The sequence below is a fragment of the Rhodopirellula sp. UH5 genome (assembly GCF_056839225.1).
In genome coordinates, this window is sequence record NZ_CM166390.1 from 6,948,364 (window position 1) to 6,972,524 (window position 24,161).

Genomic DNA, 24,161 nt, shown 5'->3' on the forward strand with positions numbered 1-24,161 from the left:
AAAAGGCGAGCAGGCGGTGTCTGGTGTAGCGGAAAGGTCGCTTAGCAGACAACGTGGTTGTTTTTCGCCAATGTCAGGTGGCGTTGAACACCTCGAATACGCCATCATAGCGGGGTAGCAACTCGATCTTGAGATGCCGTGCGGACTGACATCCAAACTGAGAAACTCAGTGAATTTGGCCCCCTCTCATGGATGGCCCGGAGCGTCTGTGTGGGGTCACCCTTGGCCGATCAGCCCCGTTGGTGCATCATTGCGGCAATGACTGATTGCCTCCCCGCACCGAATGACTGTTCATGGAGCGTCCAAGAGTGCGGTCAAGAGAGAACGAGATTGTTCTGCGACGGCATCATTGCAACAGGTTGAATTTGGTGGACCTCCAACAGTATTTCAAAAACGAAACGCCTCCTCGCGACCATTTTGTCTCGGTTTTGCGGCACTGGGTGCAGGTGCGCCCGAATGCGCCCGCCTTCACGTTCACCGACGGGGAAGGCTCGGACCAGACGCTGTCCTACGCTGAATTGTGGGAAGAGGTCCGCGGACTGGCCGGGTACCTGCAAGGTCGTTGTGGCATCCGTGCGGGTGACCGGGTGTTGCTGCTTTACCCGCCGGGGCTGGATTTCGTCATCGGATTGTTCGCGACCCACGCGGCCGGTGCGATTGCCGTTCCGGCGTATCCGCCGCGTCGAAACCGCAAGGCTTCTCGGATTCGTTCGATTGTCGTCGACGCTGATGCGCGGTGGGCTCTGTCCACTCGGTCGGTGGTGGATCAGTTGTCGGGCAACGAACTGCACGAAGACTTGGTTGGCGTGCAGTTGCTGGGAACCGACGTCCCCAGCAAACGTGACGCAACCCATTGGCGGTGCCCCAAACTTCGCAACGAAGCGCTGGGTGTGTTGCAATACACATCCGGTTCGACGGGATCGCCCAAGGGGGTGATGCTGACGCAGGCCAATCTGATCGCCAACAGCGAGTTGATTCTGCACGGTTTCGAACCGCAATCGACGATCATTGGTGCGTCTTGGTTACCGACTTACCACGACATGGGATTGGTCGGCGGCGTGTTGATGCCGATGTTTGTCGGACGCCACAACATTTTGATGAGCCCGATGGCGTTCCTGCAGCGACCGAGTCGTTGGCTGCAAACGATCTCGCGGCATCAGGTCACGATCAGCGGCGGCCCCAACTTTGCTTATCAATTGTGTGTCGACAAAATTCGCGACGAAGAACTCGAAGGCATCGACCTGTCGTCTTGGGAAATCGCCTTCAATGGGGCTGAGCCGGTTCGTTCCTCGACGCTGGATGCATTCACACAACGTTTTGGAAAATACGGATTCCGGCACAGTTCCCACCTGCCGTGTTACGGCATGGCGGAAACGACGTTGATCGTCACTGGTGGTCCGATTGCCCCGCGTCCCATTCTGCAGCAATTTGACGGGCCTGCACTGGATGAAAAGGCGGTTCGTCCCGCCGTGGAGGTGTCCCCAGCCAAGGATGAGCAACCTGGCACCGACGCGGAGACGGTGATCGGATCGTCGAAACGGGCAACGCGAGAACTGGTTGGTTGCGGCCGAGTCTTGCCCAGCGAGCGTGTGCTGATTGTGGACCCTGACACGCGGCAAACGCTGCCGCCCGATGCGATCGGCGAGATCTGGGTTCAGAGTCCTTCGGTCGGTCGTGGTTATTGGCAGCGTCGCGAGCAATCGACCAAAACTTTTGCCGCCATGACTTCGGAAGGTGAAGGCCCGTTCCTGCGAACGGGCGACCTTGGATTCTTGTACGGCGGGCAGTTGTATGTGTCCGGCCGCCTGAAAGACATGATCATCGTCCGTGGCGTCAATCGTTATCCACAGGACATCGAAGCGACCGTGGAACACGCCAGCGACGTCGTGCAGGCGGGGTCCGTCGCCGCGTTCGCGATGAACGCGGACAGTGACGAAACGGAGACGGGACGCGAAAAGCTGATCATTGTGGCCGAAACGGTTCGCAAGCGAGACTTGGATTGGGACGACCATTTGCAGTCGATCCGCCGAGCGGTGACCGAAGATCACGATCTACCGCCTGACGCGATTTATTTGGTTCGAAACAGTTCGGTGCCCAAAACCAGCAGCGGGAAAATCCAACGTCACGCCTGCTTGCATGCGGTTCGCGACAAAGAATTGAAGGTCATCGCCCAGTGGATTCGGGGCGAAGAGTCTTCGCTTCAGAACGCCGGTTTGGCTGGCGAAACCATGATGAAGGCCGCTGCCGCATCGGACGCAGGCGGTTTGGATTCGGTCGCTGATCCCGTGGTTGCGGAAGCGATTGTGTCGCACGTCCGAGCGATCGCTGGTGAACGGGCAGGATCGATTCATCCCGACACCAACATCGTCCTGGACTTGGGGCTCGATAGTTTGGAACGACTCGAGATTGCCAGGAACTTGGAACGCACTTTCGGGGGCCGGTTCCCCGAACAGGTGCTGGACGAAATCGAAACGATCGGCCAAATCGCGACGGCGGTGGAACGTTACTTGCCCGCCGGTGCACTCGGACGCGCCGAGCAGTTTTTGGCGGGGCGAGGCGACACGCAGCGAGATGGTGACGATGACCTCGTCAACACAAATGCCAACGGCGAAGCCAGCACGGACGGCGAAGGTCCGCTCGCTCGTGTCATGCAAACGCCTCAGGTCGAACCGGAAGACGACGTCACGCAGTTTGCTGAGTACCGTCGTTTGAAATCGACGATGCGGCAAATGCAATTGACGGGTGTGCCCAACCCGTACTTCACCGTTCATGACTGCGTGGTCGGCGACAAAACGATTGTCGATGGCAAAACGTTGATCAGTTTTGCCAGTTACAACTACTTGGGCCTGAGCGGTCATCCCGAGGTTTCCAAAGCCGCCTCGGATGCGATCGCAAAGTATGGGACCAGCGTCTCAGCCAGTCGTTTGGTCAGCGGTGAGAAACCGATTCACGGCGAACTCGAACGCAAAATTGCGAAATGGGTCGGGGTCGACAGTTCCATCACGATGGTCGGCGGTCACTCCACCAACGAAACCACGATCGGGCACCTGGTTGGTCCCGGCGATTTGATTCTGCACGATGCACTTTCGCACAACAGCATCGTGCAAGGCGCATTGTTGTCGGGTGCCAAACGACGTCCGTTCCCGCACAACGATTACGAAGCGCTCGACAAAATGCTGACCGCTTTGCGTGGTCAGTACCGTCGAACGCTGATCATCATCGAAGGCGTCTACAGCATGGACGGCGATTTCGCCGATGTGCCGAAGTTCGTCGAGGTGAAAAAGCGTCACCGGGCAATGCTGATGGTCGATGAAGCTCACAGCTTCGGAACCATGGGCGAGACCGGTCATGGGATCGCGGAGCACTTCGATTTCGACGCTCGCGATGTCGACATCTGGATGGGCACGCTCAGTAAATCAGCCTCCTCGTGCGGTGGATACATCGCGGGCAGTGAAGCCTTGGTGGAATTGCTGCGTTACACGGCCCCTGGGTTTGTGTTCAGCGTGGGCATGCCTCCTGGGCAAGTTGCCGCCGCGATTGCTTCCTTGGAAGTGCTGGAACGCGAGCCCCAGCGAGTTCATCGGCTGCGTCAAAATAGCGAACTGTTCTTGAATCTATGCCGTGAGGCAGGCTTGGACACCGGCGACAGTGGCGGGACCCCGGTGGTTCCTGTGATCACGGGGAACAGCCTCGTCGCACTGCGATTGAGCAATCGATTGAAGAAGGATGGGATCAACGTTCAGCCGATCTTGTACCCCGCGGTGGATGAGTCCGCGGCACGTCTGCGGTTCTTCATCACCAGCGAACACAGCGAAGAGCAAATTCGCTTCACGGTCGAACGCACTGCTCACCACTACAACGATCTGAGCGACTCGCCTGCGGCACCGCTACGCGGCACGGGGTGAACGTCCCGGCATCGTTGACGTCGCCACAACCAGCCCGGAAGGACCGATAATGTGCTCCGCCCGGATTTCCCCCGGCGACGAATGGACCATTCGTGTTTAGACTGGGCGGAATGAACAAACGACTCACGCGAATCAGCAAGTACCTGACCTTCATTCTGCGGCACGAACCGCAATCCATCGGTTTGACGTTGGACGCAGACGGTTTCGCCCCCGTCGAAGAACTGGTCTCAAAAGCCAACGAGTCCGGGAAATCGATCACCGTCGAACAAGTGCACCAGGTTGTCGCGGGGCACGAACCCCCGATGTTTGCGCTGAGTGATGACGGTCAACGCATCCGAGTTCTTTGAACGCCACCGAGTTTGCAACAGGAGCGATGCGATGGCGTGGCAGGAAATTGAGATTCCGGATTCGATCAAAAAACTCCCGTATCATGATTCAGCGGAGCACTTGATCGACTCCGCCAACGACGCCATCGAAGCGTTCATGTTGGCGGACGAAACCGTGATTGAAAACTTCGTCACTTGCGATTTTCATTTGCTCGATCAAGCGATGACTTGGATCGATCAAAATCACTTGTTGGCGGGCAATCGTTTTTGCGAACTCGGTGCCGGGTTCGCCGTTGGCGCGATGCTGGCGTCCTTGCGAGGGATGGAAGCCGTCGGGATCGAGATCGAACCCCGATTGGTGGCGGAGGCTCAGAAGGTCGCTGATTCGCTTCGCAACAACGCTCAGATCCACTGTGGAAGCTTTGTGCCACGCGGCGTCGATGAGTTGTCCGAGATCGCTCGCGAGGTACGCAACGTCGACACCGAAGAGGGTGACATCTACGACGAGATCGGATTGGAGATCGAAGACTTTGACCTCTTTTTCGCGTTCCCGTGGCCCGGCGAAAACGAGTTCTTCGAAACCGTCGTCGACGCTCGCGGATCGGTCGGCGCGTTGCTGTTGACCTATCGCGGTCGCGAGGGAATGCACCTGCTTCGCAAGGTTTAGGTGAGAGGGCGTTTGGGGAGCGTGGGGATTGAAAAAGTTAAATTGACAATTGCAAAGATGAAATTGGTTTGGTGATTGAGTTCGCGAATCAAAAGCTTCGATATCAGAACCCTTCGCCACTCGATATTGTGTTGTTAGGCGGGCAGTGCGTTTCGAAGGCGGTGTCAATTCACCGCGCTACCGAAATCGATTGTTCAGCTCAGAAGTTTACAATTTACAATTGTCAATTTAGCTTGTTCAATGAGTCGTCCCTGGATCGCCACAGTGAGACTTACGTCGAATAACCGGGCCTAACAGCCGTCGGCTGACACCGACGATCAATAAACATCGCGGACGTATCGTTTCTCGGACGTCATGGTTTTCAAGTAGGCCTTGCCTTCGTCTTCTGACATGCCGCCTTCTTGAGTGATGATCTGCAGCAAGGCTCGGTCGACATCGGCGGCCATCCGGGTGGCGTCGCCGCAAACGTAAAAGTGGGCACCACGGTTCAACCATGCCCAAAGTTCCGCCGCGTTCTCTCGCATTTTGTCTTGGACATAAACCTTCGTGTCGCCGTCGCGGCTGAATGCGGTGTCCAGTCGTGAGAGCACGCCCGAGTGCACGTGCTCGGTCAGTTCGGATTCATACAGGAAGTCGTACGCTTCGTGTTGATCACCAAAGAACAACCAGTTGTCACCGGAAGCTTTGCGAGCGGCCCGTTCTTGGATGAAGGCCACAAAGGGAGCTATCCCGGTTCCGGGGCCAACCATGATCATGGGGGTGGCATCTTTTTCCGGAACGGTGAAACCACCGTGGTTGGGCTGCACGAAGACTCGCATGCTTTCGCCGCAGTTGACTCGGTCGGCCAACATGGTGCTGGCGACACCTTTTCGCACACGCCCTTCGCGTTCGTAGACGACCTTGCCAACCGTCAGATGAACTTGATCACCGACCGCCTTCATGCTGCTGGCGATGGAATACAGGCGAGGGTTCAGAGGATCGAGGCATTCCAGGAATTCCGTCGCGGTGATGGTTGATTCCCCGGCGACCTCCAAGACGTCCAGGACATCAAAACCGTCGGGAACCCCTTCGGCGAGCAAGTGGTTGAGAGTTGCTTGAGCGTCTGCGTTGGGGGTGCGTCCGACCAGCAGTTCCAGCAGTTCGTCGGTTGGATCCTTCAAGCAGCAATCCTCGTGCAGTGCTTCCAGCAGAGTTTTCGTGTTGCCTTGTGGCGTCGCCACTTTGACGTGCGAGTCCGTTGCCAAACGATCCACAATTTGCATGCACAAGTCACTGCAGTTGGTCGGGTAGACTCCCAGGGCGTCTCCGACTTCGTACTTGATTCCTGACCCGACCAAGTCAATTGCGACGTGCCGGGTGTCTTTTGCGGAGCCTTCTTGGTTGAGTGGTCGGGACTCGATCAAGTTGGCGGAATAAGGATTCTTGCGAGACCATGCGGCGGCTCCGTTGGCGGCGGCACCATTCAGCTCGGAGCCATTCGAACCGTTGCCATTGCTGGATGGTTGGACGCTGTCACCCGCTTCCGCCAAGAGCTTTTTGATCATCTGTTTCGTTTCTTTACCGCCAGGACTGCAGAGAGAAACATTTTTTTCGTCGCCCGACGCGATCGCTTCGCTGTACGTTTGGCAGAGGTAACCGCAGGAACCGCAATTCAGCTGAGCCATTGCAGCCATCAGCTTTCGGTCCAGTGGTTTGCCATCGGCGAGTTCCATTCGGTCGACAATGGGCAGTGAGTCATCATGCCAGGGGAAGTCTTCTTCCTCTTCGACATTCGTGTCAGCGGAGGGCAGTCCGGCAGCCATCGCGGTGGCTGCGTTCCCATCAACGGACTCTGTGATCCCGGTCCAGCCCGCCAAGAAACCATTTAGCCAGGCTCGTTGTTGTTCGTTGAAGGGGGCGGTCTCTGGGATGAAGCTGGTCATCGGGATCAATCCTGGGAATGAATCGAAAGGTGGTTGGAAGCTGGATGAGGTCGGTGCCGTGTTAGCGAAAAACGGTTTTCGCGTGGCGTGAATTCACGAATTAGCAGACGACGGACGATTCGGTGGGCAGTTCCACCAAGCCCTTCAGTTCTTCATCACTCAGCCGGGTTGCGAATTGATTGAAGGACTCGTTGGCGTCGAGTCGGTGTTGTTGGTAGCTCGACAGAATGCCGGTGACCAAGGCGGGGACATTTGTGAATGGGATCGACGAATAGATTTCGCGAGCGATGCCTTGGCGTGATCCCCAACCCCCACCGAGGCAGACGTGATAGCCATCGACCATGTCCTCGCCGACTTCGACTTGGCAGGCGATCAGTCCGATGTCGCCGATGTAGTGCTGAGCACAGCTGTGGTGACAGCCGGTCAAGTGAATGTTGATGGGTTGGTCCAGTGTCAACATGCTTTCCACGTGTTCGGCGATCTCCATCGCGTTGGCCTTGGTCGGTGCTCCCGCGAATTTGCAACCCGCGCTACCGGTGCAGGCGACCAATCCGGCGCGAATCGAGTTGGCTTCGTAGTCGAGTCCACACTCGCGAATTCCGGCTTGGACGGCTGGTAAATCATCGTCGGCGATGTTGGTCAGGATCAGGTTTTGCCAGACGGTCAAACGAATGTCGCCGTTGGAGTAGCGGAGTGACAAATCCGCGAGAGCACGAGCTTGGTCGGTTGTCATGCGGCCAACGGGAAAGACGACCCCAATGGAATTCAAACCGGGTTGTTTCTGAGGGAACACACCGACATGAGCACTGCGGTCCTCGATGTCTTGGACGGTCAACCGATTCACGTCGACCTTGGTCAACGTCTGGCCCATTTGTGCCTCGACCTCCGCGATGAATTTCTCAAATCCCATCTCGTCGAGCACGTACTTCAGGCGAGCTTTTTTGCGGTCGGTCCGGTCACCCGTGCGAATGAAGACTCGAACGATCGCGGCAGCGACGGCAACACATTCACTTTCACGAAGCAACACGCCGGTGTAGCGAGCAAAGTCTTTGTGACCGGTGATGCCACCCAGACAAAGCTGGAAATAGACGCCCGCGGGCAAGTCATCCGACGCGTTTTCATCGAGCACGCGAACGGCTTTGAAGCCGATGTCGTTGGTGTCTTCCAGGGACGCGATTCGTCCACCGCCTTCGAAAGCGATGTTGAATTTTCGAGGCAACCCGTACATCTCACGATGGTTGAGGATGTAGTGGTGCATGCGTTTGGCGAGCGGCAGAGTCTCGATCAGTTCATCGGCATCCAAGCCGGACATGGCGCTGCTGGTGCAGTTGCGAATGTTGTCGCCGCCGCTGCCCAGCGGCACGATGTTCAGTTCACGAGTCCCGAATAAAATGTTCATGGCTTGATCGGCGGGGATCTCTCGCAACTGCACGTTGCCGCGTGTGGTCAGGTCCAGGTACGGACCCGCCGATTGGTCCGCCAGATCGGCCAGTCCCCGCAATTGCCAGGCTTGGATTTGACCGCCGGGAAGTCGCAACCGGCACATGAAGCTGTCTTGCGCCGGGGCGACAAAGAACAGCCCGTGGAACTTTTGCAGGAACACATCGGTGCCCTTGGGGAACTCACCCGCCTCACAGCGAGCTTGCATTTCGTCCCAGAGATCCAGTGGGTTTTTCTCGCGTTTGGCTTGTTCCTCTTTCGACAGCTTTTTGCCGGATGCAAGGACCGCCGATTGAGCTTCGAAGGCAAATCGGTCGGGACCCGAGGGCATTGCCTCGCCATCAACCGTCGTTGGTTTTCCGCCGATCGCCAGTGTCGTGCCTTTTCCGCCGGAGCCTGAGACAACGGGCAGTCCTTGGACGGCGCGAGCCACATCGGCACCGAAGGTGAAGCCAGCGAGGTATTGCTGTTGTTCGTCCGAAAACGGTTTGGAGTCCTGTTGATCAGTCATGGTCGCTCGTCAAAACGGGATCGATTCGGACCGCACAATCCTTGTAGCTGGGTTGGCCACTGTGTGGGTCAAAGTGAGAAAGGGTGAGCCGGTTGGTGCACTCGTAATGCATCGGCATGAAGGCTTGTCCAGGCTGGACCGAGTGGGTCAAGCACGCGGTCACATCGGCATGGCCGCGTCGAGATCGAACACGAACGAGATCGCCGTGTTCGACGTCCAGTTCCGCCGCGTCGCGGGGGTGCATCTCGACGTACGGTTGGTTGGGATACAGCGACCGAAGCAGTGGGCTTTGCCGTGTTCGGGTTTGCGTGTGCCACTGACTGACCGTGCCTCGACCGGTGAGCAACACGACGGGGTAATGGGCGTCGGCCGGCTCAGGCATCGGTGTGATTTCATCGACAATCAGGCGAGCTCGGTTGTCGTCGTGGAAGAACTGGCCATCGGCAAACAGGCGGCGCTGCTGTTCCGGTTCAAAACCGCCGCTGGCGTGATCGGCTGACCATGGCCACTGAATGCCGCCGCAACGATCGAGTTGTTCGTAGCCCTGGATGCCTGAAATGTCACAGGGTTGATCTCGACTGGCTCGCTGCATGATCTGAAACACCGCTTCCGGCGAAGACCAGTCGGCGAACATCTCGCCAAGTCCCCAGCGGTGTGCGATCCCTCGAAAGATCTGAAAGTCGGCGAGGGCTTGACCGGGAGCGTGGCGAACTTTTTTGAGCAATCCGTAGCGACGTTCACTGTTAATGAACGTGCCTTCTTTTTCTCCCCAACCCGCCGACGGCAAAATCAAATCCGCATGGGAGCAAGTCTCGGTCGTTTCGTACATGTCTTGGACGACCAGGAAGTCCAGTTTCGCAAACAGTTCGCGAACGTCCTCTTGATCGATCCAGCTGTGCGCTGGATTGGTGGCGACGACCCACAGGCCTTTGATTTCGCCGTTGCGGATTCCTTCGATGATGCGGTCGTATTTCCAACTGGATGTTGTTGGAATCTGTTCGACGGGGATCTGGAGTGCTTCGGCGACCTTGTTGCGATCGGCTTCGTCAGAGAAGGAATGGTGTCCGAACAGGTTGGTTGTGTTGCTCCACAATCGCGATCCCATCGCGTTGCATTGCCCAGTGATGCTGTTGGCACCCGTTCCTGGGCGTCCGATGTTTCCGGTGATCAGAGCGATGTTGATGATCGCTTGGGCGGTCCGTGTCCCTTGGTAGCTTTGGTTGACCCCCATGGTCCACCAAAGTGAAACGGCGCGGCCACGTCCGATCGCTTCCACCGCATGTGACACGTCTTCCACGGCCAGGCCCGCTTGTTCGCAAACGGTTGCCAGATCGAATTGGGCGACGTGTTGTTGAAGTGCTTCGAAACCCTGGGTGTGGTTTTGGACAAAGTCATGATCGACAAAGTCTCTCGCGATCAACTCGTTCGTGATCGCGTACAGCAGAGCCAAGTCATTTTTAGGCCGCACTTGCAAGTGCTGAGTGGCGGCAGCAGCCGTTTCGGTCCGACGCGGGTCAATGACGATGATTTCGGGATTGTTGGGATTGCGAAGCACTCGTTCCCACATGATTGGATGGCCAATGCAGGGGTTGGCTCCGATGAAAACCAAACAATCGCTTTGTTCGAAATCGTCGTAGGTATAAGGCGGGGCATCAAACCCGAAGGACTCTTTGTAAGCCGTGACCGCGGTGGCCATGCACTGACGCGTGTTCCCATCGCAGTGACGCATGCCCATGCCAAAGCGTGCCAGGGCACCGAGGAAGGCCATTTCTTCGCTGGCAATTTGTCCGGTGGACAAAAAAGCGACGGATTCGGTCCCGTGTTCGGCTTGGACCTTTTTCATGCGATCGCAAAAGGTGGTGAACGCATCGTCCCACGGGATCGATGACAGTTTGCCATTTGGGTCACGAAGCAACGGTTGCGTGGCACGCTCGGGAGAATCCAAGACACGCAGGGCTTCCCAACCTTTGGGGCAAGCCATTCCCAGATTGACCGGGTAGGTTGTTTCGGGAGTCAGGCCGACGGCCTCCCCGTCTTTCAAATGCAATCGCAACCCGCAGCCGGTGGCGCAGTAGCCACAGGTGGCGGTCGTGGTCGTGTCCGCGGTCATCGAGTCATGCGTCATCCCCAAGCCGTGATCGCCTGGGCGCAAGATCAACTCGCGAGTCATCGGGCCCGTCCGCCGTTGCAACAGCGTGGGGAGTTGGAGACCTTTTGAGTTGCCTCGTGGGAGGTCTTTGGCTGAGATGCTCATCGGAGGGTCCCCGGCATGCGATCGGTAACAACACTTGAAAAGTAAATCAATCGTTCGATGAACTCGCCAGTGACGAGCAGCAACGTGGCGGCCAGTGTGCAGGCCACAACCAATGTCATGGAGCCCGCGAGTGCCAAGGCGGCTGAAAGGACCAGCAGCGTCACACTGGTCCAACCTAGCGCGAGTCGTCCCAGACTCCACTTGGCCAGGTGATGGCGGACCAGTCGTTGGCTCCGTCGATCCCAAGGGTCGTCGGTGTTGCCCGGCTGGCGGCGGAGCAAGATGCTTTTTTCCCAAGCCAGTTTCGCGCTCAGCGCCAACGTCGTCAGGCCGAGCAAGAGAGTGACAGAGGTTCGTTGTTGCGTGGTCGCGGCGATCACCAACGCGCTGGTGGACATGCCTCCGATCGCTGCGGTACCCAGGAACCGGATCATCGTGCGATCAAAACGCCAAAGGATGCGTTTCGTGGCGATGTAGATCATGCCGCTGCTCAACAAACCGGCGATGCCAAAGACAATGGCTCCCAGCAACATCATGCCGGGGACCCAGGCGGGAATGGAAACCCAGGTCGGCAGGTATTGAGCGACCGCAGGCAACCACATCGTGACGACGGCCAAGGTCAGGATCCCCACGAATTTGCCCAGCAACACGGCTTCGCGGCTGAGCCACGATGTTCGGAGTCCCAGGAAGATGCGCCAGGATCGCAGCGGTTGTCCGAGGTGCAGTGGAGCCAAGTTCATCCCCACCATGGAGATCACCAAGGCAACTGTGGCTGTCCAGCGAGTCGTCTCCGTTGGCATGGCGGAACCGGCCAACCATCCGATCGCCGCCAGCACGCGTTCGGTCAACAGCATGCCCACGCCGACTTGAGTGGCAATCAACAGGGCAGCCAGCGGCCAGTGATCTTCAGCGGGGCGATCAATCCCATGGTCTTGGGCGTGGCCCTGCAATCGTTTGCTTGGGTCTTTGCTGCGGAATATGGTGGTGGGACGTGTGATCGATGAAAGGGGGGCGCCGCTGACCAAGCGATCCTCAGGGTTTGTACCTGGAATCTGTTGATCAACGACTCGAATCGCGATCGCTTCGTTCGGGCAGGATTGCACGCACGCAGGAGCTTCGCCGGTCGCGAGCCTTTGCTGGCACATGTCACACTTGCGAACGATGCCCAGACGTTTGCTGTACTTGGGGACTTCGTAGGGACACATCATCGTGCAGTACTTGCACCCAATGCATTGATCGTCGAGGTGTCGAACGATTCCTGTTTCGGGGTCTTTGTCGTAGGCCTTGACTGGGCAACCGTTGAGGCAACCTGGGTCCTCGCAGTGGTGACAGGCCGTGGTGATGTGTTGCACACCAATCGCGGCCGGGATCGTCGCTGTTTCAGTGGCGGAGTCGTCATCGGTTTCACCGATGACCAGCGTGCCAACCCGACGCCAACTTTCGGTTTCGTCCAAACCGTTCATCGTGTGACAGGCCACCACGCAGGCCTTGCAGCCACTGCAGGTGTCAAGGTTGACGTCAAAGGCGAGTTGTTGTCCTGGACCCGGTGGGCTGGCGGGCATCAGCTTGGAATAGTAACGAGCCTGAGCGGGCTGACCCGCCGGTGGGGCCACCATCTGTTCTTCGGCAAGGCCGGATTCATGTGCCGCCGCGAAGTCCTCCACGGCGGTCAACGTTTGCTGTTCGTTCAGCAGCATGCTGACCAAATCAAACGAGTCGCCTTGTCCGTCCAGGGGCAATCCCGTCGTGGGCACGGCGCCGACGGGTGGAGCGAAGTTCGATTCGGTGGGGAGAAGACTGGACATAAGAATCAGAACATCAAAACGGTGATGGAGCTGAGGTCGGAGCCCTCAAAAAATGGGATGGCGAGTCCAGCGGTTGGGCATGGCAACGCGCGATCAGCAGGACGAGTGAGCAGCAACGCTTCCATGTCCTCGAGCAACACAACACGTTGATGCTCGGCCACCAATCCGAGGATTCCGGTCATCAATGGAATTCGTGTGGCAGGCGGGAGTCGAAAGGCTTGTTCGACTTCCCCATACGCTTGGCTGGTCAATTCACATTCGTTGCCGTCGACGTTCCAAACTTCGATCGCACGAGCCATCGGGGAGCGTTTGGATTGAATCAGGACGGCGGTGGAAAGGTATTGGTCGGCGAAGACGGGCAGCCCAACTGCCGAGTTGAGCAAATCCGCGGACGCGCCCGCCGCCCGCAGGAAACCCATGTGGTTGGCGAGGTCGTCTTGCGCGAGTGCTCGGCTCTGTTCCCAAACGACGCCGGGAAGTCCGTTGCCCTTTTCAAAACGCACAAAGGAACTGACGTTTTGGAATCGCTCGAGTTTGCCGTAGTAGCCTTCTCGCAGTGCGACTTCATCGTATTTACCGACGGGACGCCAGACTTCGAACACGCCGACTGGATCGGGAAGGGACTCAGACGGCAATTTCGCGAACAAGACAATGACGGACTGAATGACGCCTCCGCAATGAACGGGTATCGCCATCGCTGCGGCTGCCTCCGAGGGCAACAACGATGGTTCTTGCACCACCACCGCGTCAGCCTCTTCAAGGCATCGCTTTGCGATCGGCAACGCATTGGCATCGCAATCGGAAGAAAAGTCGCCCGGGGCAATGACATCGCAGACATGAACGCCTTGCAGATAGCACGGATCGGAAACGGCAAGCGGTGGCAATGAGTGACGCAAAGTGATGGTGGCGTTGGATGGTTCTGAGATCGAGATTGAAGTCATGTTGGCAACCCTTTAGGTGGCATCGGCGGTTGCGAGTTCTGCTGCTTGGGCCGTCGCACGTTTCTCCGCGTCCGCTTTGAGCTTCTTGTGGTCCTGGTCTTCCAGGAACTGAATCATCTTGCCGCGAAAGTCGTAGTACTCGGGATGATCGAGCACATCGGCGCGAACCCGAGGGCGGTCGAACGGCAAGCTGAAGATCGCACCAACTTTGGCCCGAGGGCCGTTGGTCATCATCACCACGCGATCGCTCATGAAGAGCGCTTCGTCGACATCGTGGGTGACCATCACCGTGGTGACTTTGTCGCGGATCAAGATCTCGAGAAGGATCTCTTGGAGTTCCATCCGCGTGAGCGAATCCAGCATGCCAAACGGCTCATCGAGCAGCAGCATTTTGGGACGCAGTGCAAACGCTCTGGCAATCCCAACACGTTGCTGCATGCCTTGGCTGAGGTCCTTGGCTCGCTTGTGCAGGTTGCTGCCCAGCCCGACCAGGTTGAGATAGTACGATGCCAAGTCACGACGGTCCTTTTTGCTGGCTTGCAGATAGACCTGGTTCACCCCGAGCATCACGTTTTCAAGAGCTGTCATCCAGGGCATCAAACATGGCGACTGGAACACGACGCCGCGATCGGGACCCGGGCCGTCGATTTCGCGTCCGTCAATGGCAACGCCACCGCTGGTGATGGGGTTGAGTCCGGCGACCATGGTGAGCACGGTGCTCTTGCCACAACCGGAGTGGCCAAGCAGCGAGACGTACTCTCCTTTTTCAAGGTTGAGATCAAATTCCTCGACAATCACGACGGGCCCATTGTGGGTGTCGTAAGTTTTGCCGAGACGGAACATTTCAACGTAGCCACGCATGTTCGGTGCACTGTGTTGGAAGGTGGAAGGTGTTGGGGATTCACGCGTCTGAAAGACGGGCCGTCAAAACGCGAGGCAGGTTTGCCAACGCGTTCGAAATGGGGACGCCTATTGAGGACCTGTGTTGAAGACCGCCCGCGAGGGACGCGACAAATCAGAGGGCTCAATGTCAGGCAAGTGGAAGGCTTGGGTCGGGTTGGCCGCCAACTCATCGCGACGGGCCTTTTGACGTACTGCGACCAAGTAGTTCGTGACGGCGTTCCGCAATCCTTTGAACTCATCGTTGTCGTTGAGTTCGGTTTTGTTCCGAGGTCGATCGATGCCCACGGTGAACACGGGACCAAGCGAAGCGTTCGGGCCAGGGTTCAACGGCACGATTCGGTCGGCGACCATGATCGCTTCGTCCACATCGTTGGTGATCATCACGCACGTCTGTTTTTCCTCGCCCCAGATCTTCAGGATCTCGTCACCGAGTTGACCGCGTGTCAGTGCGTCCAATGCGGAGAGCGGTTCGTCAAGCAGCAGAACTTTCGGTTTCAATGCCAAGGTCCTTGCCAGACTGGTTCGTTGGCGCATCCCGCCGGACAACTCGTGAGGCCTTCGATGCGCCGCGTGGCTGAGTCCCACCATGTCGATGAACTTTTCGACGTGTTCGCGTCGTTGTTCTCGCGACCATCCTTTGAAAACCGCGTTGACCGACAAGGCGATGTTCCCTCGGACAGTCAGCCATGGCAGCAGCGAATAATTCTGGAACACCATGCCGCGGTCGGGGGATGGGCCCTTGATCGGCTCGTCATCCATCGTGATCGTGCCTTGGTCAGGAGCGATCAATCCGGCCAACAACTGCGTGAACGTCGTTTTGCCACTGCCGCTGAAGCCCACCACTGCCAAAAACTCGCCTTCGCGAATGTTGAGGTTGATGTTCTGCAGGACTTCGTTTCGTGTCACACCACTGCCGTACCCCTTGCAAACGCCACGCATTTGCACGATGGGCTTGGGAGCGGACGAGACGACTCGTCGGTTGGACTTGGGCGTCGTTTCGAGAACTGTGCTCATGGTTGCACCGCTGGATGAGGAAGGAAGAGAAGCCGTGACATCCACGATCAAACGGGGGAAGGGTTGCCGAAGCTGACCAGGTTGCGGAAGAAGATCATGATGCGATCCAAGACCAATCCGATCATTCCGATCACGATCACACTGAAGGCGATTCGTGCGTAGGTCAGCTCACTGCCGTTTTGGAATTCATCCCAGACGAACTTTCCGAGGCCAGGGTTTTGAGCGAGCATGTCGGCGGCAATCAAAACCATCCAACCCACCCCCAAGCTGATTCGCATGCCAGCGAACATCAGTGGCAAACTGGCGGGCAAGATGATCTTGGTCAGACGTTGCCACCATGAAAGACGAAGCACGTCAGCGACATTGATGAAATCCTTGTCGACACTGGCAACGCCAAGCGTGGTGTTCACCAACGTGGGCCACAGCGAGCACAGGCAGACGGTTGACGCTGAGATCAGAAACGCTTTGTTGAAAAACGTTTCGCCGCTGGAGTAACCAGCGTAGTACCACATGATGACGATGAACGCCAAAGGCAACCAAGCCAGTGGGCTGACCGGTTTGAAAATTTGAATGAACGGGGTCACCGCCGCATTGAACCAAGGACTCATCCCGCAAAGAACGCCGACCGGCACGGCAACGATCGTGGCCAAGAAAAAACCGAAGAAGACGGTTTTGACACTGGTCCAGATCTGGTCGATGAAAGTCGGGGCGCTTGATGGGGTGAAGTTGGCTGCGGCGAGGGCGCGTTTCTTCAACGCGGTCGATTTGTCTACGAGCAATGTTTGTGTCTCACCCGATGCGGTGGCTGCCGCGGCGGTGTAAGCGTTGGCTTCGGCGACGAGCTGAACAGCTTCGGTCAACTTCTCTTGCTTGGCAGCTTTGTCAGCGGCACGTTGGTCGTAGTGCATCGCGATCAGCTGTTTGCCCGCCGACCAAGTCGCTTGGGGGCTGGGAAGTTTAGCGCTGTCAGTCACCACCGTGGAGGCAGCCCCCGCCCACAACATCAAGAACACGCAAACTGCAGCGATGGGTAGCAGAATGAACTTTGCGATCCCGATGCACTGTTCGCGTTTGTCCTCACCTGCTGCCAAGCGAACAAACGGTTCGAGAATTGGAAGTCCGGCCACATCGCAAAAACGGAGAAGATTGCCACGCCAGTTCATCAGGGGATACGTCCAGAAAAGGTGGGAGATAGAAGACAAGAAGGAACAGGAACCAGGGTCAAACGACCCCGGTGGTCGCGGCTATTTCTTGGCCAGGGACTCGTCGTCCTTGTTGCCAATGTCGAAACTGTTGATGTAGCCAATCGGGTCTTTGGCGTCGTACTGGTTGCCATCGATGAATTCGGTGGTGACCGCGCGGTAGCCGTCGTAGTCAGGAGCCGGGATCTCGTTCGGATCCAGCTTGCCCTCGCTGATCAACAGTTCAGCGGCCTGGCGGTAGATTTCGGGACGGTAGACCTGTTTGGCTACCTCGGCATACCAGCTGGCCGGTTTCGATTCAGTGATTTGTCCCCAGCGTCGCATTTGAGTCAGGAACCAAATTGCGTCGCTGTAGTGCGGGTAGCTGGCTTCGTGTTTGAAGAACACGTTGAAGTCCGGCATTTCGCGAACATCGGTGGATTGAAAGACGAACGTGCCCATCATCGAGTTGCTGATCACTTCCTTTTCCGCTCCGACATAGTCCTTGCTGCTGAGGATGTCGACGGCTTCCTCTCGGTTGATCAGTTTGCCTGTGGCGTCGGTGGCATCCAGCCATTTGCCGGCTCGAATCAATGCCTTGATCACAGCCAGGTGAGTTTGTGGATGTTCCTCCGCCCAGGATTCCGCGACGCCGAACACCTTTTCCGGGTTGTTCTTCCAGATGTCGTAGTTGGTGGTGACCGGGACCCCGATACCTGTCACGACCGCCTTTTGATTCCAAGGCTCGCCAACGCAGTAACCTTTGACGATGTCCGCCTCCAGGTTCTGTGGCATATTGGGTGGTGGAACCGTCGACAATTTGACTTGCGCGTCGGTGAAGCCTTTGAGGTCGGATTCTGTGTACATGCCAGGATGGATCCCCGACGCGGCCAACCAATATCGAATCTCGTAGTTGTGTGTGCTGACGGGGAACACCATTCCCATTGGGAACGGTTCACCGGCATCCTGCAGGTACTCGTCAACGATTGGCTTCAGGCTTGCTGCGCTGATGGGGTGCTTGGGGGTTGGGCTGTTGAGAGCCGGGTCATTCTCCTGCATCTGGGCCCAGACTTCGTTGCTGACCGTGATCCCATTGCCGTTGTAATCCAGGCTGTAGGCGGTCACGATCGGCGACTTGGTTCCAACACCGATCGTGGCACCGATGGGCTGGCCGGCCAGCATGTGAGCTCCGTCGAGTTGCCCGTTGATGACGTTGTCGAGCAGGATCTTCCAGTTTGACTGGGTTTCGAGCGTCACGTTCAGGCCTTCATCATCGAAGTAGCCCATCTCCTTCGCGATCACCAAGGGGGCACAATCGGTCAGTTTGATGAACCCGAAGGTCAGGTCCGACTTCTCCAAATCCAGCATCTCAGCGGCGGCTGAAGGATCGACACTGACTTCAATTTTGCTGATGTCGACCTTGGATGCGGCGGCTTCGAGATCGGCCAGTGTGACCGTGGAATCACTGCAACCGGTCATCAGTCCAGTCAGTGCAAGGCAGCCGAACAACAGGAACGGATTGACCCTGACGGCAGCGATGGCTCGCATCGATCCGGTGGCGCGTTGGGGGCGGGGAGCCTGTTGTTCCTGAGTTTGTCCGCTTCGAGTGGACGAGGACGAATCCGATGAAATGAACGGGGTGCTTTCCGATTCAAGGCAAAAGCCGGAAGGGCAAAAAGGCATGAGGAAAACTATCCGTCGAGAAGAGAGCTGATAACGGTGTGCAATAAAGTGGCGTCGGTGATGCAGGTTTTACGGTTCGCAACCGTCATGCCACGGACAGGGGTGAGAAATGCGTCTGTGTTGGTACGGTTGAAGGAGCCGCCTGTGTGCGCGAATAAAGGTTGCTTCATTTCCTTTCGGGAGCTGCGTCACGCATTGGAAATTTTGTCGATGGTTGGGGATGCCAAATTGTTGAGCACCCCAACGGGTGGTATGCCTGTTGATTAGGCAGTCGATGTGGGGGTGTTGTCGACACCTGCCTGAGAGTCACATGACAACTCGGAGAATGTCGATTCTTGAACCCTTTGAAAGCATCAGGATTCGGTCGTTCTCGACGAGGCGTCGGCTGCGCTGGTCGGACGCTCGACATCTGGGAGTTTGAGCGTTGCGCCGATTGAGCATGTCCGACGAGGGTGCATCTTGAGCCACCCGGGCTTTGTGGATGCAGCGTCACTTTGAATGCGCCGATAGCCAAAAAGGATCGTTCTGCAGGCCCGGATTTTGATTCCGAATCATCTCTGAATTCATTGCCGTTCCTTTTTCTCCAGGCGGAAGAATCGAGGACGATCCAGTGCACGATCCGGATGATCCGAACTTTCAATCAACTCCATGATGGAGATACAACTCAATGTCCCAACGCCACTGGAAACGCCGTCTTGTGGGTGCGATCGCGATCGCGTTCTCAACCGCGGCCTTTACGACTCCCCTTCATGCGCAAGACACTTCCGGTCTCGAGCAGGTGGAAGTCCTGGTCTTTCAACAGGGTTCGGGGGCGCTCACGGATCCCGGTCCGTCCCCAACCGCTCCGAACGAATCGCCCGCAGCTTCTTCGATTGTGGAATCGCAGTCGTCGATCGCAGAACCGGTTTTGGACTCGTCTGCCTACTCGGACGCTGACCTTTCCTACTCAGCGCCCTGCACTTGCTGTGCAAATGGATGCTGCACGAAGAAAAAGAAAGAAGCCGCGACGGCGAAAATGAAAGGTGCCTACCAAGGCGTCTTCTACGCCAACGACTTCAGCTACCTGGACGATCCTTGTTACGACGGTCCTTCGTTCTTTGGTGATTCGCTGAAAGGATTGTTGGACGGAACGTTGGACGTGGGTGGGGAAGCACGGGTTCGCTACCACAGCGAAAACAACCACCGCGGCTTGGGGATCACCGGCAACGACGACAACTTTTGGCTGACTCGCTATCGCATGTTCGCCAACTGGCATCTTTCCGAGAACGTCCGGTTCTACGGGGAGTACTTGTACGCTGATTCCGGTGGCGAGACCTTCGCCAGCCGGCCAATCGAAGAGAACCGCGGGGAAGCCCAGAACCTGTTCCTCGAAGCTCAGCTGACGGACAACTTGTCGGTCCGCGGGGGACGTCAAGAGTTGTTGATGGGAGCTCAGCGATTGATCTCACCATTGGATTGGGCCAACACCCGTCGCACGTTTGACGGTGTGCGTGCGACCTACGCCAATCAAGATGGTTCTTTGGAGGCGTTCTACACGAATCCTGTCCGACGGACCGCCGCCTACGATGATCGTTGGGACGCCACCAACACCGATGTGGATTTCTTTGGCGTCTACATGACACGGAAAGACACTTGGTTGGGGCAGTGGGAAAACTACTACCTTGGTTTCAACGATGACGCGGGCGATTTTGACTACCACACAATTGGCAGTCGCATCGTGGGCAAGACGGGTTCCAATTGGCTGTACGAGTACGAAGGCGGCACGCAGTTCGGGACCAACAGTGATGGAACGGACCACAGCGCCGGTTTCTTCACCGGAGGTCTGGGGCGTCAGGTCGCGATGACGAGCGATTGGAAGCCAACGTTTTGGATGTGGTACGACTACGCTTCGGGCGGTGACGACGATCTTCGCGGTGGCGATGGTTTCGATCACATGTTCCCTCTGGCTCACAAGTACTTGGGATTCATGGACTTGTTTGGTCGTCGTAACATCCACGACATCAACGCTCAGTTCATCACGCCCTTCTTTGGTGAGAAGGTCAAGTTGATTCTGTGGTATCACTACTTCATGTTGGACGAGAAAACCACGCCGTTCAACGTGGTGATGAACCCGTCGAATCCAGGGAACGCAGCGGGCGATCGTGAACTCGGACACGAGATTGATGTGTTGTTCCAAGTCGCATTGAACCCACGCAACAGCGCCTTGATCGGGTACTCACACTTCAATTCAGGCAAGTACTACAGCACGACGGCCGGGGTTCAAAACTTGGACGCCGACTTCTTCTACTTCCAGTATCAGACGCGATTCTAAGCCGCGTCTCTCAAAGCCGAACTACGACTTGATCGCTCGATGTGTCTCACATCGAGCGATTTTTTTTGCCTGTGCGGTTCTCTCGGTTGCGACACGAGCATGCGCTCGATGACCTTTCAAACCGACGTGACGGTGCGGTTCAGGAAAATTTTTGCAACCCGCATCAGCCGTTAACGAGAACGTCACACTGGATTGGTACCCTTCGCTCGAATTCAAGTTCAAAGCGATGGTCGTTCAGCATTGGATTGCACTCCCGGGGTCAAGGATGAATTTCTTTTGACCAGGAGGCGGCCGTTTCCATTCCTTCCAAGCCAAGGAAGTTGGTATGCAGCGGCCCGCCCCCACGCCGGTTCGGACCCTCTTGGTGAGCGACGTGCACCTGGGATCGAAGCACTCGCGAGCCGAAGAGTTCCTCGCGTTCCTGCGTGAGTTTCAACCCGACTCACTCTACTTGGTTGGTGACTTCATCGACGGGTGGAAGATCAACACGGGTTGGCATTGGTCGAATGCATGCGATGAAATCATTGCCCATCTGATCCAACTCGCACAACAGGGAACTGCGATTCGCTACGTCGCTGGCAATCACGATGCCTTTCTGCGAAACCCAGCGTTTCGAGCGGGTTGTTTGGCCACCTTGCCCCGGTTTGAAGTCGCAAATGAATTTGTGTTGGAAACGAGTGCTGGATGGAAGTTCTTGATCACGCACGGCGACCTCTTTGACTGTGTTGAACTCAACGCTCAGTGGTTGTCCAAGGGGTCGACCGCTTTGTACGACGTTTGTTTGAGTTTGAACCGTTGGTATCACAAAATTTGGCAGCACCGAGATTGCAATCCTCACGGTCAGTGTGCGGTTTTAAAGGACCGCGTCAAACGTTGGATTCGCTTTGTGAGTGGCTTCGAAAACAAACTTCTGCACCACGCCAAAGAACAGGATTGCGACGGTGTGATCTGCGGACACATCCACACGCCCGACATCGTGACCGGCGATTCGATGTGGTACTGCAACACCGGTGACTGGATCGAGAACTGCACCGGGTTGGTGGAGCGTCACGATGGTCAATTGCATTTGGTCCGCCGCTATGACGAAGACCTGATTCTTCGCCTTCCCTCTCAACGCGGGCCCCTTCGCAAAGAAATCCCAGTGAAAAAGGCAACCAGCCTGGACGAACGAGAACTCGTTGCGGCGAGCGCCGGAACGGCATCCCGTGTTTACGCGGCGTGATGCGTGACACACAACCAAACTCCAACTCTGATTGAAAGACAACTTCGCATGGTCGCAAATTGGCTTGGCAACAAGTGTTTCAGGGTCGTTCACCAAAAGAACCTCGTCTACAACACGTGCTGGGAGGACCCTCGCATTGATCGTCAAGCACTTTCGCTGGGGGCCGATGATTCGGTGCTGGTGATCACCTCCGCCGGTTGCAATGCATTGGACTATGCGTTGCAGTCACCCCGTTCGGTGCACGCGGTGGATATGAACCCACTTCAGAACGCACTGCTGGAACTGAAGTGTGCCGCCATTCGCACGCTGAACTACGATGACTTCTTTGATGTGTTTGGACGCGGATTTCATGCCGATTGGCAGTCGCTCTATCACAATCACATTCGCAGTTCGCTGACCGCGGAAGCACGTGGGATTTGGGACCGACGTCTGGACTTCTTTGATGGAACCTCTCGCCGGAAAAGCTTTTACTTTCGCGGCACCTCGGGATTGTTCGCTTGGTTGGTCAATGGCTATTTGAAGCGTCCGGCGGGATTGAAAGAAGCGATCGGCGAATTGCTGCAGGCGGAATCCGTCGATCGTCAACGCGAGGTCTACCAACAGCGGGATATCAACGGGTTGCTGTGGAGCAAACCACTTCGCTGGGCTCTGCGACGTGACACCACGCTTGCAATGCTGGGTGTGCCACGCAGCCAACGCAACCAATTGGACCGATGTTATCCTGGCGGGATTGGTGGCTTTATCCAGGACCGAATCGAAGCCGTTTTCAAAACGTTGCCGCTGCGTGACAACTACTTTTGGCGGGTTTACTTGACGGGCAGTTACACACCCGATTGTTGCCCGGAATACCTCAAGGAACAAAACTTCGAACGACTGAAGGGCGGTTTGGTGGATCGCGTTCACACGCACACCAACACGGTCGAGGGGTTCTTGACCGGGCACGATCAACCGATTTCTCGCTTTGTGTTGCTCGATCACATGGATTGGCTGTACGACCGTCATCCCGAATTGTTGGTGTCGGAGTGGCAAAGCATTCTGAACCGCGCCACGTCCGACGCGCGAGTGCTATGGCGGAGCGCCGCACTGGCGGTCGATTTCGTCAACCCTTTGATGTTGCAACATGAAGGCAGCGCCGTTCAGTTGGGTGATCTGCTTCACTATCACGACGAGTTGGCGACCTCGTTGCATGCTCGGGACCGTGTTCACACCTATGGCAGTTTCTACATTGCCGATCTGTTTGGTCGACTGTCCGATGACACAGCAGTGACAACGGAAGCAGTCGGGGCAACTGGTGTGGCAGCATGAGTGAGATCGCTCAAACGAAGTCGCGTTTCGATGATCTCAAGGTACTTTGGCATCTGTTATTTCGTCCCGTTCGCGGCACGACACACGGTGAACGACTGGAGAGTTTCTATGAAGGCCAAGCATCTCACTACGATTCGTTTCGCGCCCGACTCTTGCACGGTCGATCGGAATTGATGTCTTGGGTGGACTTCCCCGCCGAGGGCGTGTGGGTCGATTTCGGTGCCGGGACGGGACACAATCTGTTTTCCGCCGAAGAACAGTCCAAGTCTCTGTCGAAAATCCACTTGGTGGACCTGTCGCCATCACTGCTGAAGGTCGCGGCCGAACGAGTGGAGGAACGCAGGCTGAACAACGTGACGCTGCATCACGCTGACGCGACCAAATTCGAGCTGCCGGAAAACAGCGTGGACGTCGTCACGTTTTCGTATTCGCTGACGATGATTCCGGACTGGTTCGAGTCGATCTTGATCGCCCGGCGGATTCTCAAACCCGGTGGTCGGATTGCGGTGACCGACTTTCACGTTTCGCGAAAGCATGCTGCTTCGACGAGTCGCCAACATGGTTGGTTGCGGCGGACGTTTTGGTCGCTCTGGTTTGCGTCGGACAATGTTTCCTTGTCCAGCGACCATCTGGCCATGTTGAACCGGCAATTTGAAATGGAACGTTGCGACGAGCGACTGGGAAGCGTTCCCTACATGCCGCTGCTGAAGGCACCGTATTACTTGTTCCTCGGCCGGAAGCCGGCCGAATGAGGAGCGACTTGGTTAGCGT

16 protein-coding genes are annotated in these 24,161 nt (G+C 56.9%); 7 read left to right on the plus strand and 9 right to left on the minus strand.

Annotated features, from left to right (window positions below):
* Positions 1–368: 368 nt before the first annotated feature.
* The 3 genes from UH5x_RS24925 (at position 369) to UH5x_RS24935 (ending at position 4,898) form a co-directional block, all read left to right on the plus strand.
* Positions 369–3,905, plus strand: coding sequence for an aminotransferase class I/II-fold pyridoxal phosphate-dependent enzyme (locus tag UH5x_RS24925; RefSeq protein WP_047815272.1), 3,537 nt, complete (start codon positions 369–371; stop codon positions 3,903–3,905).
* A gap of 110 nt (positions 3,906–4,015) precedes the next feature.
* Positions 4,016–4,252 carry an RNA 2'-phosphotransferase gene (locus UH5x_RS24930; protein ID WP_047815203.1) on the plus strand — a complete coding sequence of 79 codons (237 nt, stop codon included), beginning with the start codon at positions 4,016–4,018 and terminating at the stop codon, positions 4,250–4,252.
* Positions 4,224–4,898 carry a class I SAM-dependent methyltransferase gene (locus UH5x_RS24935; RefSeq protein ID WP_482634033.1) on the plus strand — a complete coding sequence of 225 codons (675 nt, stop codon included), beginning with the start codon at positions 4,224–4,226 and terminating at the stop codon, positions 4,896–4,898. Before UH5x_RS24930 ends, UH5x_RS24935 begins: the two co-directional genes overlap by 29 nt.
* A gap of 317 nt (positions 4,899–5,215) precedes the next feature.
* Here UH5x_RS24935 and UH5x_RS24940 read toward each other — a convergent pair whose 3' ends face one another.
* From UH5x_RS24940 to UH5x_RS24980, 9 genes are all read right to left on the minus strand, one after another.
* Positions 5,216–6,820 carry a sulfite reductase subunit alpha gene (locus UH5x_RS24940; RefSeq protein ID WP_047815205.1) on the minus strand — a complete coding sequence of 535 codons (1,605 nt, stop codon included), beginning with the start codon at positions 6,818–6,820 and terminating at the stop codon, positions 5,216–5,218.
* Between the two features lie 100 nt (positions 6,821–6,920).
* Positions 6,921–8,771 carry a NirA family protein gene (locus UH5x_RS24945; protein WP_047815206.1) on the minus strand — a complete coding sequence of 617 codons (1,851 nt, stop codon included), beginning with the start codon at positions 8,769–8,771 and terminating at the stop codon, positions 6,921–6,923.
* Positions 8,764–11,025: a molybdopterin oxidoreductase family protein gene (locus tag UH5x_RS24950; RefSeq protein WP_047815207.1), complete on the minus strand. Its 2,262-nt coding sequence runs from the start codon at positions 11,023–11,025 to the stop codon at positions 8,764–8,766. The genes UH5x_RS24945 and UH5x_RS24950 overlap by 8 nt, the downstream gene beginning before the upstream one ends.
* Complete coding sequence (locus UH5x_RS24955) at positions 11,022–12,830, minus strand: DmsC/YnfH family molybdoenzyme membrane anchor subunit (RefSeq protein WP_482634034.1); 1,809 nt, start codon at positions 12,828–12,830, stop codon at positions 11,022–11,024. Before UH5x_RS24955 ends, UH5x_RS24950 begins: the two co-directional genes overlap by 4 nt.
* Positions 12,831–12,835: 5 nt before the next feature.
* Positions 12,836–13,771 carry a GAF domain-containing protein gene (locus tag UH5x_RS24960; RefSeq protein ID WP_482634035.1) on the minus strand — a complete coding sequence of 312 codons (936 nt, stop codon included), beginning with the start codon at positions 13,769–13,771 and terminating at the stop codon, positions 12,836–12,838.
* A 12-nt stretch (positions 13,772–13,783) separates the two neighbouring features.
* Positions 13,784–14,632: an ABC transporter ATP-binding protein gene (locus UH5x_RS24965; RefSeq protein ID WP_047815210.1), complete on the minus strand. Its 849-nt coding sequence runs from the start codon at positions 14,630–14,632 to the stop codon at positions 13,784–13,786.
* Between the two features lie 108 nt (positions 14,633–14,740).
* Positions 14,741–15,688: an ABC transporter ATP-binding protein gene (locus UH5x_RS24970; protein ID WP_047815273.1), complete on the minus strand. Its 948-nt coding sequence runs from the start codon at positions 15,686–15,688 to the stop codon at positions 14,741–14,743.
* Positions 15,689–15,735: 47 nt separating this feature from the next.
* Positions 15,736–16,851 (minus strand): ABC transporter permease, encoded by a 1,116-nt coding sequence (locus UH5x_RS24975; RefSeq protein WP_482636072.1) that lies wholly within the window; start codon positions 16,849–16,851, stop codon positions 15,736–15,738.
* Positions 16,852–16,932: 81 nt separating this feature from the next.
* On the minus strand, positions 16,933–18,417 hold the full coding sequence (locus UH5x_RS24980; protein ID WP_482636073.1) for a CmpA/NrtA family ABC transporter substrate-binding protein: 1,485 nt from the start codon (positions 18,415–18,417) through the stop codon (positions 16,933–16,935).
* Between the two features lie 802 nt (positions 18,418–19,219).
* Here UH5x_RS24980 and UH5x_RS24985 point away from each other — a divergent pair.
* The 4 genes from UH5x_RS24985 to UH5x_RS25000 all read left to right on the plus strand — a co-directional run bounded on the left by UH5x_RS24985 (position 19,220) and on the right by UH5x_RS25000 (position 24,142).
* Positions 19,220–20,863 (plus strand): alginate export family protein, encoded by a 1,644-nt coding sequence (locus UH5x_RS24985; RefSeq protein WP_482634036.1) that lies wholly within the window; start codon positions 19,220–19,222, stop codon positions 20,861–20,863.
* Between the two features lie 325 nt (positions 20,864–21,188).
* On the plus strand, positions 21,189–22,085 hold the full coding sequence (locus UH5x_RS24990; RefSeq protein ID WP_482634037.1) for a UDP-2,3-diacylglucosamine diphosphatase: 897 nt from the start codon (positions 21,189–21,191) through the stop codon (positions 22,083–22,085).
* A 48-nt stretch (positions 22,086–22,133) separates the two neighbouring features.
* Positions 22,134–23,390: a BtaA family protein gene (locus UH5x_RS24995; RefSeq protein WP_482634038.1), complete on the plus strand. Its 1,257-nt coding sequence runs from the start codon at positions 22,134–22,136 to the stop codon at positions 23,388–23,390.
* On the plus strand, positions 23,387–24,142 hold the full coding sequence (locus UH5x_RS25000) for a class I SAM-dependent methyltransferase (RefSeq protein ID WP_482634039.1): 756 nt from the start codon (positions 23,387–23,389) through the stop codon (positions 24,140–24,142). The genes UH5x_RS24995 and UH5x_RS25000 overlap by 4 nt, the downstream gene beginning before the upstream one ends.
* Positions 24,143–24,161: the final 19 nt, after the last annotated feature.